We start from the raw sequence: 15,106 nt of genomic DNA on the forward strand, positions 1-15,106 counted from the left end.
CAAGGTTCAGGTGCAGCGCGGAGCCGCCGTCGAGCCAGTCCACCAGTTCTTTGCCGTGCAGCAGGAATTTGTCGAGCGCGTTGATTTCTTCGTCTTCGACGACGTAGAAATAGGAGTTGTAGCATTCACGGCTGACTTTATAGCCGTCGGCTTTGTCCCATTTGGCGTTTTTCACGCCGAGGTTTTCGGCGGGGACGAACTCAGTGTTGAACTTCACGCCGTAGTGTTTGCTGGCGGCTTGATTGGCTTCAAATATGGTTTTCAGACGGCCTTGGACAAAGTTGATGTAGTCATCGTTGTAGCCGACTTTAATGCCTTGCGATTCGGCGGCTTCCGCCATGCCGTTGATGCCGATGGTGAGGAACTGTTTGTCCAGCGTGATGAAGCCTGCATCGTAAACGGGCAACATGCCGGCGGCTTGGTATTCTTCCATCAGTTTGCGGTAGGCGTATTGGTATTTGTGGATTTTGGCCACTTCGGCGGCAAGGTCGCGCCCGTCTTGCTCCAATCGGTTCATATTGATGGTGATGACGTTGATGGAACCGGTCGCCACGCCGCCTGCGCCGAGGGTATAGCTGAAAGTGCGGTCTTCGATGGCGTTACGCAGACGGCAGCAGGAAGCCAACGAGTCGGGGTTGTCGGAAAGATAGACGAAGAAGGAATTGCCTTCCGCCAACTCTTTCGCCATTTCGTCAGCGAACACGGTGTCTTTGCATTTGCCGCTGTCGGTCAGCATCGCAGCGGTCACGACGGGAAAAGTCAAAACGGCTTTGCTGCGCTCTTGATTAAACCATTTGAGGAAGAAGTTTTGCAGCTTCGCCACGCTCGCCCATACCGGTTTGCTGAAATCGGGAAAGACGAAATCGCCGAACATCGCGTCAAAATAGTATTGATCGTAAACGGAAATGTTCCAAAATACGCTCTGATAGCCGCGTGCGGCGGCGGGCTGGTTGATGCTGTACACCACCTGCTGCATATGGTTGGCAATTTCTTTGCCATGGGTTTCCAAATAATCGTCGCCGTAGTCTTTGCGGGCAAAGTAGTCAAAATAGGTCAGAAATTCCACCGTCGCCACCGCGCCGGCAAATTGCGCGCTAATGGCAAACACAAGATTGATAAACGAGCCGCAAAATGATGCCAAATGTTGTGGCGCTTTGGATTCGCCGCCGAGTTTGCTTAAGCCGTCGAGCAGGAAAGGATACAGCGTAACCGACACACAATAAGGCTTGAGGCTGGTTTCGTCGTGCACATAAATCTCATGCGCCTCAATCTGGCGGATGTATTCGTCGGCGACGGATTGGTCGAAAATTTCGGCGATTTTGCGCGATACTTGGGCGCGGTTAATCTGCACGAAAAAGTCTTTCATGATTTCCGCTTCCATCGTGGCGATGTTTTTCTGGGTAACGTTGGCATTGGCGTCTATTTTCGAGCCGTCCGCCGCGTTTTGCGCGCTGATGTAGTCGCGCATGAATTGTAGTTTTCCGTTTAACTGTTCGGGATGCAGCCGAATCATGTTAATTCTCCTGTATGGTTTGGATGATTTATTAAACAATGACGGTTGGGCCGTCTGAAACATCGCTGTCAGCGAATACAATAAATTCAATTTAAATCAGTGCAATACAGCATTGAGCTAAATTGAAGCCACTGGAAAAACTTTAGGCGCAGGTTTGTCTTTGATAAACAATCGGTTCAACACTTCGCCCGTACGCAAATCGATAAACTTCTGGTTGGTGGTCGGGCTGTCCAAGCCGCCCAGTTCCATCTGCCAGCGGCCGGTTTTCAGATACGTCAGATAAGGCAGGATGCCGTCTGAAACCGCCTCCAGCTCCTCACGCTCCAGGCCTGTGTACAAACAGGCTTTCAAACCCGCCTGTGTCACGATGCCCAACATTTTCTGCAAGGCTTCCGGCTGCCATTCTCCGCCCATAAACAACACGCATGTGATCAATCCGTGATAGCGTTTCAGACGGCCTTTTAAATAATCCTCGGTCAATTCCGTGCCGATGCCCTCTTTCCACGTATCGGCACTATGACAGCCTTTACAACGCAGCGGACAACCGGAAAACAGAAACGCCAGCGACACTTCGCCCGGCACTTCCTGCCATACAATTTGCTCGATTGTAAATTTCAAACCGCTCATTGCAATGCCATAAAACACAATATATGGTGTGCATTAAAACACAATACTACTAGATATGGTATTTTATTTAACAATCCATCTTTATTTTGTAATAGCTTTTTATAATTTGATAGATTGTAAATTTCAATAATTACATCTACATGGCTCCATTGATAAAGGCCGTCTGAAAACAATTTCAGTATATTAATATAAAAAAAGAAAAGCAAACTCCGTTATAACAAAGACGGTTTTAACAAATAAAAAAAGGCCGTCTGAAATCATCTTTCAGACGGCCTCTATTTCAGGTTTTAGCCCCGATTCGAGCCTTTAACCATATCCATCAAAAACAATCGGCAATCCAAATTACCGTTAAACAGCGGAATCTTACGCTTCGGAGAAAGGCGCATAAATTTCGGCATATCTCGATCGCCGGTAAACATTCCGGCAAGCCAGCCTGCGTAATGCTGTTTCAACCATGTGCCCAGTTGCGGATAAAGCGCCTGTAAAGCCTGAATTTCTGCAAGGCGCACGCCATAAGGTGGATTGGAAATCATAATGCCGTGTTCGCCGTTCGGTCGCGCAGCCTGCGCATCTTGCACGTCAAAGCGGATGAAATTATCCACTTCGGCGGCTTGGGCATTGGCCAATGCGGCACGAATCATATAACGGTCGTTGTCGCTGCCGGAAATTGGCGCGGCGGCCGGTTTGATTTGTTTTTCAGCCTCACGGCGCAGGGCTTGCCATTTTTCTTTGTCGAAGTTTTGCAGTTTTTCAAAACCGAAACGACGCATCAAGCCCGGCGCACGGTGTGTCGCAATCCATGCTGCCTCAATGGCAATCGTGCCACTGCCGCAAAACGGGTCTTGGAAAGGCTGCGTACCGTCATAGCCTGCCAAAAGCAGCAAACCTGCCGCCAAGTTCTCTCTCAATGGCGCTTCGCCGGTATCCTGACGATAGCCGCGTTTGAAGAGTGCTTCGCCGGAAGTATCGATAAAGATTTCCACGTTGCGCTCATCGATAAAGGCATGAATGCGGATATCGGGGTTGATTTTACCCACGCTCGGACGCGCATCATAAATATCGCGGAATGCATCGCAGACGGCATCTTTGATTTTCAAACCGACAAAATCCAAGCTTTTCACATTGGCGCGCTTGCCTTCGACTTTGACTTTAAAGGTCTGCTCCAGCTTAAACCAACCCGTCCAATGCAGATTTCGTGCGAGTTTGTAGATATCGTGTTCGTTGCGATAACCGCCTTTAGTCAAACGCAGTAAAACACGGCTGGCAACGCGCGAATGCAGGTTGATGCAATACACCTGCTCCATCGTGCCTTTACATGCCACACCGCCGTCAACAGCACGTATATCCTGACATGCCATGCTTTCGAGTTCTTGCGTCAAAGGCGCTTCCAAACCGCGAGGACAAGTGATAAAAAGTGAATAAACCGTCATATAAAACCTTTCCGGGTAGGGCTATCCGAACCACTCGGATAACAAATAAAAACAATATTATAGCCGAAAACCAAAAGGCCGTCTGAAACTTCAGACGGCCTTTGAATAAAGCTTGCTTAGTGCTCCAAACTATCGGTTTCCACCTTAACCGCTTTATCGGTTTTATCCTCCGGCAAAACCAAGTTCAACAATACTGCCATAATACCGCCTGCGGAAATTGAGTTTTGGAACAATACCGGCAGGTTTTTGAACACTTCCGGCTCAAATGCCACGCCCAAACCCAAACCGACAGAAGTCGCCGCGATAACTGCTTCACGACGGCGAATACCGTGGCTGACCAAAATCCGCACGCCGGCAATCGCAATCAGGCCAAACATCAACACCATCGCGCCACCCAAAACAGGACTCGGAATCGTAGTAAACGCGCGGCCGATGACGGGGAACAAACCCAACAATACCAAAATCGCCGCAATATATTTGCCCACATGACGCGAAGCCACGCCGGTCATTTGAATCACGCCGTTATTTTGCGCAAACGTGGTTAAAGGCAAAGAGCCCAACGCAGTCGCAATTACAGAAACCAAACCATCTGCCAATACGCCACCGCGCAGACGTTTGGTGTATTCCTCACCCTCAATCGGCTGCTCGGAGACCATCGCAGTCGCCGTCAAATCGCCCACTGCTTCAAATACGCTCAACAGGAAAATCGCACCGGCAACGATAAACGCGTGCCAATCAAATGCGAAACCATATTTAAACGGAACAGGCAGGGTAATCAGCGGCAGGTTTTGCAGGGCGGAAAAATCTACTTTGCCCAAAAACAGCGCAACAATATAACCGACAATCAAACCCACCGCGATGCCGCTCATACGCAGCAATGGGTTTTTCAAGCAGTTGAAAACCAATACAATCAGCAACACCAGCGATGCCAGACCTAAGTTTTCCATCGAACCGAACGTACCGTCTGCTTTCGCACCGAAGCCGCCGCCAAAGTCAGTAATGCCGACATGCACCAAGCTCAAGCCGATCAACATGACGACCACGCCGCTTACAGTCGGCGTAATCACTTTTTTCAGATAAGGCAAAAGCCAAGCGGAGAAGCACACCAAAAACGCGCCAACAAAGGACACGCCCAAGAGCGTTGAAATCATCACATCTTTAGTCAAGCCGCCCTCTTTCATACCGGTACCGAGCGCAATCATCACGGTAACAAAAGAGAAGTTGACCGACTGAATCGACAACATACCCGAACCGACCGGCCCGAAACGGTTAACCTGCAAATAAGTGCCGACACCTGAAGCCACCATCGCCATCGACACCAAATAAGCCGTCATTTCAACCGGCAGCTCCAACGCCCCGCCGACAATCAATGCCGGAGTAATCATCGGGACAAAAATCGCCAGAAGGTGCGTAACCGCACTCAACAACGCATTCCCAAACGGCGGCTTGTCTTCCAAACCATAAACCAAATCAAGCGATTCCGCCTGTTTTTCAGTCATTCCGGCCATGTTGAACCTTCTCTCAAGAATCGTTAAAAAATATTAAGATGCGTATTTTAACCAATTTGAAATGTATCAGCAAATTCAAAACCATCAGGCCGTCTGAAAGTTCCGCCCAGCCGTTTTCAGACGGCCTCAAACCGCCTTAACACATTTTAATTCTTGACATCATTTTTCTACCTAAAAACAAACAAACCAATGATTTAAAAATGTATTATTCATTAAGATAATGACAAGTCACCATTAAACAGCAAAGCCTCATAGCGGATATGTTTCACACAAACAACAAAGTAAGCTACAATCCACTGCATAATTCACCCACACCATAAAATTAAAGGTTTCCGTATGTTAAAAGGCAGTCTGGTTGCCCTGATTACTCCGATGAATCAAGACGGCAGCATCAACTACGAACAACTTCACGACTTAATCGACTGGCACATTGAAAACGGCACCGACGGTATCGTCGCAGTCGGCACCACCGGCGAGTCAGCCACCCTGCCTGTCGAAGAACATTTGGCCGTTATTGAAGCCACTGTCAAACACGTCAACAAGCGCGTTCCCGTTATCGCCGGTACAGGCGCCAACAATACTGTCGAAGCCATCGCCCTTTCCAAAGCCGCCGAGCAAGCCGGTGCGGACTACACCTTATCTGTTGTTCCCTACTACAACAAACCTTCGCAAGAAGGCATTTACCAACATTTCAAAGCCATCGCCGAAGCCACTTCGATTCCGATGGTTATCTATAATGTTCCCGGCCGTACCGTCGTCAGCATGAGCAACGACACTATTTTGCGTTTGGCCGAGATTCCGAATATCGTCGGCGTGAAAGAAGCCAGCGGCAATATCGGTAACAACATCGAATTGATCAACAGCGTTCCTGAAGGTTTTGCAGTATTCTCCGGCGATGACCCTACCGGCCTGCCTTTCATGCTGTGTGGCGGTCATGGCGTGGTAACCGTTGCAGCCAACGTTGCACCGAAACTCTTTGCCGATATGTGCCGAGCCGCCCTTGAGGGCGATATTGCGACCGCCCGTCGTCTAAACGAGCAACTTATCCCAATTTATAACACCATGTTCTGCGAGCCCAGCCCGGCCGCGCCCAAATGGGGCCTGAGCTTATTGGGCAAATGCGAACCCCATGTTCGCCTGCCTTTGGTAGCACTGACCGAAGCCGGTCAAGCCAAAGTCCGAGCCGCTCTGGAAAAATCAGGACAAATCTGATCCGGAAATAAGGCCGTCTGAATCCCAAACACCCTTTTTCAGACGGCCTCCCTGTTAAGAACTCCATCCACAGGAAAACAAGATGACCTATATTAAACCCATCGTAGTAGCCCTCGCCCTGATTAGCATGACTGCCTGTTCCGGCAGCAAAAAAGAACAACCCAAACTCGACTATCAAAGTCAATCTCACCGCCTAGTCAAACTGGAAGTACCACCTGATTTGAACAACCCAGACCAAGGCAACCTCTATCAATTACCGGCAGGCAGCGGCGCCGTCCGCGCCAGCGATTTCAACAAACGCCGCACCCAAGCCGTACAGCAGCCTGCAAATGCAGAAGTCTTGAAATCCGTTAAAGGCGTACGCCTTGAGCGTGACGGCAACCAACGCTGGTTGGTTGTCGAAGGCAAATCGCCTCGCGAAATTTGGCCTTTGCTGAAAGTGTTCTGGCAAGAAAACGGTTTCGACATCAAATCTGAAGAACCGGCCATCGGCCAAATGGAAACCGAGTGGGCTGAAAACCGAGCCAAAATCCCTCAAGACAGCCTGCGCCGTCTGCTGGATAAAGTCGGCTTGGGCGGCATCTACTCTACCAGCGAACGCGACAAGTTCATCATCCGCATCGAACAAGGTAAAAACGGTTCGACCGACATCTTCTTCGCCCACAAAGGCATGAAAGAAGTTTATGCCGACCGTAAAAAAGACACTACGATGTGGCAGCCAAGCGAGAGCGACCCTAACCTCGAAGCCGCATTCCTCGCCCGCTTTATGCAATATTTGGGCGTTGACGGTCAGCAAGCCGAACAAGCTCTGACCCAAAGCGTTGCCGCCCGCAGCAATGCTTCTGAATTGGCGCGTGTGGACAATGGCACTCTGTTGCTGGCAGGCGATTACGGCCGCAACTGGCGCCGTACCGCCCTTGCGCTTGACCGCATCGGCCTGACTGTTATCGGTCAAAATGCCGAACGCCGCGCCTTCTTGGTTCAACAAGCGCCAACCGAAGGCGAAGCAGTTGCCAATAAAAAACCGGGCCTGTTCAAACGCGTATTTGGCAAAGGCAAAGCAGAAGCGCCAAAAACGTACCCTGAAATCATCGTGTATGTTGAGCCTATCAACAATGGCGCACGCCTCCATCTGTTGAACAAAGACGGCAGCCCATACAAAGGCAGCGATGCCTCCACATTGTTGAGCCGCCTGCACACAGAATTGCGTTAATCAGTTATTCAAATTAAGGCCGTCTGAAATATTCAGACGGCCTTTTTAACGAATCCGGCATGGTTTCAAATTCCCAATCTGACGTTATAATCAGAACATTTTTCCCCCTTACCCAAGCTGCCATGACCCGACAAAAAGCCTATCTGCTCCTGACCGCCCTGTTTACCCTGATGTTTATCGTACTGATTCTGTTGGGCGCTTATCTTCTAAGCATTCACAGCAAACAATTTGCCGTTGCCACCTTTCTGTTTGCCTTTGCCGCCGTTTTTGCCCAAATCGGCAGCCTTGCCCTTTACATCCGCCACAAAGCACGCGCACAAATTGCTCGTATGCAGCAAACCGAAAACCATTAAGGAAAAACCATGTTTGAAAAAATCGTCCTTGCCAGTGGCAACGCAGGCAAACTCAAAGAATTTTCCCGCCTCTTTGCCGACTTAAACATCGAAGTCCTGCCGCAATCGCAGTTCAATACGCCCGAATGTCCCGAACCGTACCATACCTTTGTTGAAAATGCCCTGGCTAAAGCACGTCATGCCGCCAAATACAGCGGCTTACCGGCACTTGCCGACGACTCCGGCATCTGCACCAACGCCTTAAACGGCGCACCCGGCATTTTCTCCGCACGTTATGCAGGCGAAAACCCTAAATCCGATGCCGCAAACAACGCCAAACTCTCTGCCGATCTTGCCGATAAAGACGATAAAAGCTGCTACTACGTCTGCGTACTCGTCCTCGTCCGCCACGAAAACGACCCGCAACCCATTATCGCCGAAGGCATCTGGCGCGGACAATGGCAGGCAGAAGCAGCCGGCACAAACGGCTTCGGCTACGACCCGCATTTCTATCTGGCCGAACACGGTTGCACCGCTGCCGAGCTTGATCCTGAAATCAAAAATGCCGAAAGCCACCGCGCCCAAGCTTTGCGTGAATTGTTAAGAAAAATCGAATCCTTATAAATCAATAACAGGCCGTCTGAAACCTTCAGACGGCCTACCTCACATTCATTCCCATGCCCAAACCCTCGCCTGAAGAATTGGCAGCCTTTGCAAAACACGTCGCTGCCTTCATCCCAACCACACCTGACGAACTTCTGCAACTCATTGATAGTCAAGAAACTGCTATCGTCTTTTTAGGCAAACCAAGCTGTTCATACTGTCGCCGTTTTGTTGCAAAACTATTTACCGTTTCCTTAAACAAGCAGCTTACTATCCGCTTTACAGACAGCAGCAACAAAGCAGCTTTAAAGACTTTTCGTGAACAACACGGCATCAAAACTGTTCCCGCATTACTCAACATCTCACAAGGCAAAATAAAATTTGTCTGCAATTCCAAATTATCAGAAGAAGAAATTGAAGCTTTTTTGAGCGCTTAGACTGCGCAAATTTCCTACTGATTACTTTCCCGGCCGACATTTCAGTTAAAATAACGGCCTAAAAATTTCAGACGGCCTTGAGCCTCAACACATACCATGACCCAAATCACTTTCCAACGCCCCGGCCAGCTAACCGCCCTGCCTCCTTTATCACTCTATATCCATATTCCTTGGTGCATCAAAAAATGTCCATATTGCGACTTCAATTCCCACAGCCTGAAAAACGGCCTGCCGGAAGAAGCCTATATCGATGCCCTATTAACCGACTTGCAGCTTGAGTTACCCAATATTTGGGGCAGACCGATAGAAACGATATTCTTCGGCGGCGGCACACCCAGCCTGTTTCAAGCGGAATCAATTGACCGTTTGTTAAGTGGCGTGCGTTCGCTGTTGCGCTTGCAACCCGAAGCGGAAATTACTTTAGAAGCGAACCCCGGCACATTTGAAATTGAGAAGTTTCAAGGATTTAAAGACGCAGGTATTACGCGCCTATCTATCGGCGTACAAAGTTTTAACGACGATATGCTTGCTCGATTGGGACGCGTTCACAACGGCAAAGAAGCACTGACAGCCATTGATACTGCATTGAAATTATTTGATAAAGTCAATATTGATTTGATGTATGCCCTGCCAAACCAAACGGTTCAGACGGCCCTAAACGATGTGCAAACCGCTATTGCAACAGGCGTATCGCATATCAGCGCATATCATCTGACAATGGAACCGAACACGCCTTTCGGTCATACGCCGCCAAAAGGATTACCGCAAGATGAAGCGGCGTTGGATATTGAAGATGCTGTACACGGTGCATTAGAAAGCGCAGGCTTTATCCACTACGAAACATCGGCTTTTGCAAAACCTGGTATGCAGTGCCGCCATAATTTGAACTACTGGCAGTTTGGCGATTACTTAGGCATAGGTGCAGGCGCACACGGCAAAATTTCCTATCCCGACCGTATCGAGCGAACTGTCCGCCGTCGCCATCCCAACGACTATCTTGCCGCTATGCAGGGCAATCCGCATGAAGCAGTTGAGCACAAAACCGTTGCTTCCGAAGACCTTCCATTCGAGTTCATGATGAACGCCCTGCGCCTGACCGATGGCGTACCTGCTGCAATGTTGCAGGAACGTACCGGCGTCCCCACTGCAAAAATCATGGCTCAAATCGAAACCGCCAGACAAAAAGGCCTGCTTGAATCAGATCCGACCGTGTTCCGCCCGACCGAGCAAGGCCGTTTGTTCTTAAACGACTTGTTACAGTGTTTTTTATAAGTGCTTTTTTACAACAGTTAAAACATTTTTAGATTTGCTTAATTTACGACAAGAAAATACAATCTGAATAATTGTTGGGAACGACCAACCCCGGCGATTATCCACTACTCCTAATCCTACATTAAGGACAAAACAATGAAAAAAGTTCTGGTAACACTGATTGCTCTTTCCCTGCCTACATTTGCATTGGCTGATGCAACCAAAGGTTTTTATGTTCAAGCTGATGCTGGTTATTCTACTGTTAAGATTAAAGACAACTCTGGTGAAGAGGAATTCTCTGATAAAGCAAAAGGCTTTAGCCCTCGTCTATCTGCTGGTTATGATTTTGGTGACTTCCGTGTTGCAGCAGACTATACACATCATAAATCTATTGAAAGAGGTGAATACGAGGATGACAGTCACTTATATTACAAACTGAAATTTCAAAGTATTGGCGTTTCAGCAATCTATGACTTCAATACTAATACACCTGTTAAGCCCTACGTTGGTGCTCGTTTAGGTATTAATCGCGTTTCATTAAATTCTGATGAAGCCGACCCTGGTTTTCACTATACAGAACATTCACGAAAAACCAAAATGGGTATTGGTGCATTGGCTGGTGTAAGCTACGAAGTAACGCCTAATGTTGCTTTAGATGCTGGCTATCGCTACAACTATTGGGGCAATTTTGAAGAGACCAAAATTCAATCCCACGAAGTATCTGCCGGTGTACGCGTAAAATTCTAATTTTTAAATATTTGGTATAAAGCAACGATCGCTTCATACATCAAGTAACAAAAGGCCGTTTGAAACCTATTTCTCAGGATTTCAGACGGCCTTTAAGTTTTTTAAATATGTCTAACTTTTTGCTGCTTTTATTTTTTCTGCAAACCACAGTGCCGCAGCCGTACCTGCCATATCGGCAATGCCGTCCGCGATCGAACCTTGGCGCGTAGCAGTCAGAAATGCCTGAGCCAGCTCGCTTCCTATGGCAAACAATAAAGCGGCAAACAGAATGCCTTTATAGGGAATAGTCCTATTGTCTTGAATAAATATTTTTGCACACAACCATGCCTGACCGAAGAACAGCCCGAAATGGCCGACTTTATCAAAATGAGGGAATGGTGGAGCGCTATTGCCGCCCTCTTTGAAAAGTAAGGCATAAATGGCGGCGGCAAACCAAATCAAGGCAGCGACAGTAAATTTGTTTAACGGCAAGGCTTTCATTTATCGGCCTCTTCATCCAACCATGTTTGGCAGATATCTGCCAAGCGGACAAATTTCCCACCCCGCGCCTTCAAAATATCACGCCATTGTGCCACTTCTTCTGCATCCGGGGCATCTTCAATACTGCATTCGTAAAGGCAGAAGTCTAATGTTTCGCCAACAATGCCTGGGGCTTCGGTCTGCATAAGACTGGTCAGTTCGTTCATATTTACTGTTTCTTTGATTCGTTTATCACTAGTCAGATCACACTGCCTGTTTTCAGGCCGTCTGAACATGATGTGCAAGGCTGCCCGTTTGGTTTGGTTTGGGTACGCTACTTACTGTGTAAAAAACGTGTTGCTTCTTCCCATTCGCCATTCAACACGGCCGGCAATCCTTGCAGGGATTTGGCGATGGAATCATCAATTTGCTGTCTGTGTTCCGCCGACGGTTTATTCAACACATAACCGACAACCAGATTACGGTCGCCCGGATGATCAATACCCAAGCGCAGGCGGTAGAAATTAGGCGTACCCAAGCGAGCCTGAATGTCTTTGAGGCCGTTGTGTCCGCCGTTGCCGCCGCCAAGTTTGAATTTGATACGGCCGCATGGAATATCCAGCTCGTCATGAACCACCAAGATTTCCTCCGGCTTGATTTTGTAAAACTGAGCCAAAGCGGCTACTGCCTGACCGGAGCGGTTCATAAAGGTCATGGGTTTGAGCAGCCAAACATCACCATCAGGCGTAGTGGCGCGCGCTACTTCGCCGTAAAATTTCTTTTCGTCTTTAAAATTGACTTTCCATTTCCATGCCAGTTCGTCCAACAGCCAAAAGCCGACATTGTGGCGCGTTTGTTCGTATTCTTGGCCTGGATTGCCCAAACCGACAATTAATTTAATTTTCAAGCTCATTACTGTTCTTTCAGTTTGACAGGCCGTCTGAAAAAGTTTCAGACGGCCTTTGATTTATTCTTGCCCAGCGCGTTTACGTCGCGCTTCTTTCGGATCAATCAACAATGGGCGATAAACCTCAATCCGATCGCCATCGCGCAACGCTGTTTCGTCTTTCACAGCCTTGCCGAAAATACCCAAAGGCGCTTGCTGTAAATCCAATTCCGGAAACTCTATCTCCAAACCGCTTTGTCGGGCAGCTTCGCGTACGGTTGTTCCTTCGGCAACGGTCATACCCTTCAACACTTGCCTATCGGCCAGTCCGTAAACAATTTCAATCTCAAGCATAGCGGCGGTCGGCCTCTTTAATAAAAGCATCCACCAGCGTGCCGGCGAGATGGCCGAATACCGGGGAAATCATGGCAGAGAGTACGGCATTGGAGAAATCGTATTCTAATCTGAATTCGACTTTGCACATATCATCGCCCAAGTCGATAAATTTCCAAGTGCCGCGCAGGGTTTTAAACGGCCCTTCGAGCAAATCCATGCGGATTTCCTGCCCCGGGATATTGTGGTTGTGCGTCGCAAATGACTGCTTGACGCGCATATAGTCCATAAACAGGCGCGCTTTTAGCTCATTGCCTTTACGTTCGATGACTTCGGTCTTGCTGTACCACGGCAAAAATTTTGGATAGTCCTCAACTTTGTCCACCAGCTCAAACATTTCCTTAGCGCTATGCAGCACCAATACGTTTTTCTCGACTTTTTTCATGTTGGTTGTAGACCTTGTTTTTGAATATTCGGGGTTCAGACGGCATGATTTAGAAAAATATCTGCCCTACTTTGGGACAAAACTCCCAATTTAAACCGCTTCTCCATTTTGTTTCGCTTCCAGCCATTCCCAGCGTTCCAGCTTTTCCAAAAGCGACATCTCGATTTCTTCAGCCCTGCTTTGCAATGCACCTGCTTTTTCGTAATCTTTGAAAATTTCAGGATCGGAAAGCTGGGTATTGATTTCAGCCTGCTCGGTTTCCAAAGCGGCGATTTCATCAGGCAGGGCATCGAGTTCACGCTGTTCTTTGTAGGAAAGTTTGACCGTGCGGTTGGCTTTAGGTTTGATTTTTTCAGGCTCGGCAGCCGCTTTAGGCGCAGAGGCCGTCTGAATTTTCTCTTCCCGCGATTTTGCGTCGATATAGTCCTGATAGCCGCCGATGTATTCTTTCAGACGGCCTTGTCCTTCGAAAACAATGCTTTGGGTAATCACATTATCCAAGAACATACGGTCATGCGAGACAAGGAATACCGTGCCTTGATAATCGCGCAGTAGGTCTTCAAGCAGCTCTTGGGTATCAATGTCCAAGTCGTTGGTCGGTTCGTCCAAGACCAGGATATTGGCGGGGCGGGTGAAGAGTTTTGCCAGCAGGAGGCGGTTGCGTTCACCGCCGGAAAGCGATGAGACGGGACTTTGTGCGCGAGCTGGATGGAACAGGAAATCTTCCAAATAGCTCATCACATGCTTTTTCTTACCACCGACTTCAACGTAATCGTTGCCCTGTCCGAGCGTGTAAAACACAGTGTCGTTTTCATTCAACGCGCTGCGGAACTGGTCGAAATAAGCAACTTCCTGTTTACTGCCGATACGGATTCTGCCGTAGGTCGGCTGCAATTCGCCCAAAATCAGCTTGAGGAAGGTGGTTTTGCCGATGCCGTTTGGACCGATTAAGCCGATTTTGTCGCCGCGCTGCAAGATGGCGGAGAATTTGTCCATGATGACTTTGTCACCATAGGCAAACGAAGCGTGTTCCAGCTCGGCGATGATTTTGCCGCTTTTTTCGCCGCTGTCGAGCTTAAAGTTAACCTGCCCTTGTACGTTGCGGCGTTCGGCGCGCTGGCGGCGCAGTTCTTCCAAACGGCGCACGCGGCCTTCATTACGGGTACGGCGCGCTTCGATGCCTTTACGTATCCACGCTTCTTCCTGAGCATGAAATTTGTCGAAGAGGCGGTTGTGTTCTGCTTCAACCGCCAACTCTTGCGCTTTTTTCTCGCTGTATTTGGAGAACGAGCCAGGATAGGAGCGCAGAATGCCGCGGTCTAGTTCGACGATGCGCGTGGCGATGTTGTCCAGAAAACGGCGGTCGTGGGTAATCACGACCAAGCTGCCTTCAAACGCTTTAAGCAGATTTTCCAGCCAAATAATTGCGTCAATATCCAAATGGTTGGTCGGCTCGTCCAGCAGCAATACGTCGGGCTTTTGCACCCAAGCCTGCGCCAAAGCGACACGCTTTTTCTGACCGCCGGATAGGTTGCCGATTTTTTCGTTTTCCGGCAAACCGAGTTCCCCCAAAGTCTGCTTGACTGCCGCATCCAGCTTCCAGCCGTCCTTCGCTTCAATTTCGAGTTGTAATTCGTTGAGTTCTTTCAATAAAGCCTCACTCGAACCATTTTCCAACTCATGGCTGACATGATGATAACGGCGCAATAAATTGCGAATTTCTCCCAATCCTTCGGCAACGGTATCAAATACGGTTGCGTCCTTATCAAAAAAGGATTCCTGCGGTACATAAACGATTTTGAGGTTGTTTTGAACAATAATCTGCCCATCGTCGAGCTTTTGCACACCGGCGAGAATTTTTAAAAACGAAGACTTACCCGCACCGTTGCGGCCGATTAAACCGATTTTCTCGCCGCTGTCGAGTTGAAAAGAAGTTTTGTCGAGCAAGGCGACATGGCCGACGGCAAAAGAAGCATTTTCTACGGATAAGATATTCATGGGGAAACTTCAAAAAAGAAAAGAGGGACATTTTAACCGATTATCGGCAGATATTTGCCGACAATCATATGAAATTGAAAGTATCAGGCCGTCTGAAAGCAGTTTTCAGACG

General features: G+C 48.6%; 17 protein-coding genes. 7 read left to right on the top strand and 10 right to left on the bottom strand.

Translation table 11 applies throughout. The annotated features are described in order from the left end of the window. The 4 genes from nrdD to ACTHUR_RS05315 form a co-directional block, all read right to left on the bottom strand. On the bottom strand, positions 1–1,513 hold a 1,513-nt coding region (gene nrdD, locus ACTHUR_RS05300; RefSeq protein WP_440398541.1), incomplete at its 3' end, for an anaerobic ribonucleoside-triphosphate reductase. A 117-nt stretch (positions 1,514–1,630) separates the two neighbouring features. Continuing rightward, entirely contained in the window at positions 1,631–2,140 is a 510-nt protein-coding gene (gene nrdG, locus ACTHUR_RS05305; protein ID WP_440361172.1) for an anaerobic ribonucleoside-triphosphate reductase activating protein, read from the bottom strand. Between the two features lie 287 nt (positions 2,141–2,427). Further along, positions 2,428–3,570 carry a THUMP domain-containing class I SAM-dependent RNA methyltransferase gene (locus ACTHUR_RS05310; protein WP_440361173.1) on the bottom strand — a complete coding sequence of 381 codons (1,143 nt, stop codon included), beginning with the start codon at positions 3,568–3,570 and terminating at the stop codon, positions 2,428–2,430. 116 nt (positions 3,571–3,686) lie between these two features. Next, the gene (locus ACTHUR_RS05315) at positions 3,687–5,078 is read right to left on the bottom strand and encodes a nucleobase:cation symporter-2 family protein (RefSeq protein ID WP_004519768.1); all 1,392 of its coding nucleotides are present in this window, start codon (positions 5,076–5,078) and stop codon (positions 3,687–3,689) included. A gap of 336 nt (positions 5,079–5,414) precedes the next feature. Between ACTHUR_RS05315 and dapA the strand changes: the two genes are divergently transcribed. The 7 genes from dapA (at position 5,415) to ACTHUR_RS05350 (ending at position 10,873) form a co-directional block, all read left to right on the top strand. After that, on the top strand, positions 5,415–6,290 hold the full coding sequence (gene dapA, locus ACTHUR_RS05320; RefSeq protein ID WP_004519769.1) for a 4-hydroxy-tetrahydrodipicolinate synthase: 876 nt from the start codon (positions 5,415–5,417) through the stop codon (positions 6,288–6,290). Positions 6,291–6,417: 127 nt separating this feature from the next. Beyond that, a complete protein-coding gene (gene bamC / locus ACTHUR_RS05325; protein ID WP_371444233.1) occupies positions 6,418–7,503 on the top strand; it encodes an outer membrane protein assembly factor BamC in 1,086 nt (361 codons plus the stop codon). Positions 7,504–7,625: 122 nt separating this feature from the next. Then, a complete protein-coding gene (locus ACTHUR_RS05330) occupies positions 7,626–7,856 on the top strand; it encodes an NGO_0222 family membrane protein (RefSeq protein WP_039862168.1) in 231 nt (76 codons plus the stop codon). Between the two features lie 9 nt (positions 7,857–7,865). Continuing rightward, on the top strand, positions 7,866–8,459 hold the full coding sequence (rdgB, locus tag ACTHUR_RS05335; protein ID WP_004519772.1) for an RdgB/HAM1 family non-canonical purine NTP pyrophosphatase: 594 nt from the start codon (positions 7,866–7,868) through the stop codon (positions 8,457–8,459). Positions 8,460–8,512: 53 nt separating this feature from the next. Next, a complete protein-coding gene (locus ACTHUR_RS05340; protein ID WP_004519773.1) occupies positions 8,513–8,875 on the top strand; it encodes a hypothetical protein in 363 nt (120 codons plus the stop codon). 96 nt (positions 8,876–8,971) lie between these two features. Next, positions 8,972–10,147, top strand: a complete 1,176-nt coding sequence (hemW, locus tag ACTHUR_RS05345; RefSeq protein ID WP_004519774.1) for a radical SAM family heme chaperone HemW — start codon at positions 8,972–8,974, stop codon at positions 10,145–10,147. Positions 10,148–10,282: 135 nt separating this feature from the next. Beyond that, positions 10,283–10,873 carry an opacity family porin gene (locus ACTHUR_RS05350; RefSeq protein ID WP_049336597.1) on the top strand — a complete coding sequence of 197 codons (591 nt, stop codon included), beginning with the start codon at positions 10,283–10,285 and terminating at the stop codon, positions 10,871–10,873. A 111-nt stretch (positions 10,874–10,984) separates the two neighbouring features. On the opposite strand, the gene ACTHUR_RS05355 is transcribed toward ACTHUR_RS05350, so the two are convergent. The 6 genes from ACTHUR_RS05355 to ACTHUR_RS05380 form a co-directional block, all read right to left on the bottom strand. Next, positions 10,985–11,353, bottom strand: coding sequence for a VanZ family protein (locus ACTHUR_RS05355; protein ID WP_004519776.1), 369 nt, complete (start codon positions 11,351–11,353; stop codon positions 10,985–10,987). Beyond that, complete coding sequence (locus ACTHUR_RS05360; RefSeq protein ID WP_039862142.1) at positions 11,350–11,559, bottom strand: hypothetical protein; 210 nt, start codon at positions 11,557–11,559, stop codon at positions 11,350–11,352. The genes ACTHUR_RS05355 and ACTHUR_RS05360 overlap by 4 nt, the downstream gene beginning before the upstream one ends. Before the next feature lie 107 nt (positions 11,560–11,666). Next, positions 11,667–12,245, bottom strand: a complete 579-nt coding sequence (gene pth / locus ACTHUR_RS05365) for an aminoacyl-tRNA hydrolase (RefSeq protein ID WP_003683307.1) — start codon at positions 12,243–12,245, stop codon at positions 11,667–11,669. A 54-nt stretch (positions 12,246–12,299) separates the two neighbouring features. After that, positions 12,300–12,572, bottom strand: coding sequence for an RnfH family protein (locus tag ACTHUR_RS05370; RefSeq protein ID WP_004519778.1), 273 nt, complete (start codon positions 12,570–12,572; stop codon positions 12,300–12,302). Beyond that, positions 12,565–12,996 (bottom strand): type II toxin-antitoxin system RatA family toxin, encoded by a 432-nt coding sequence (locus ACTHUR_RS05375; protein ID WP_003683270.1) that lies wholly within the window; start codon positions 12,994–12,996, stop codon positions 12,565–12,567. The genes ACTHUR_RS05370 and ACTHUR_RS05375 overlap by 8 nt, the downstream gene beginning before the upstream one ends. 90 nt (positions 12,997–13,086) lie before the next feature. After that, complete coding sequence (locus ACTHUR_RS05380; protein ID WP_049336595.1) at positions 13,087–14,994, bottom strand: ATP-binding cassette domain-containing protein; 1,908 nt, start codon at positions 14,992–14,994, stop codon at positions 13,087–13,089. Positions 14,995–15,106 lie beyond the last annotated feature (112 nt).

It is taken from the genome of Neisseria sp. P0021.S007 (assembly GCF_051956855.1).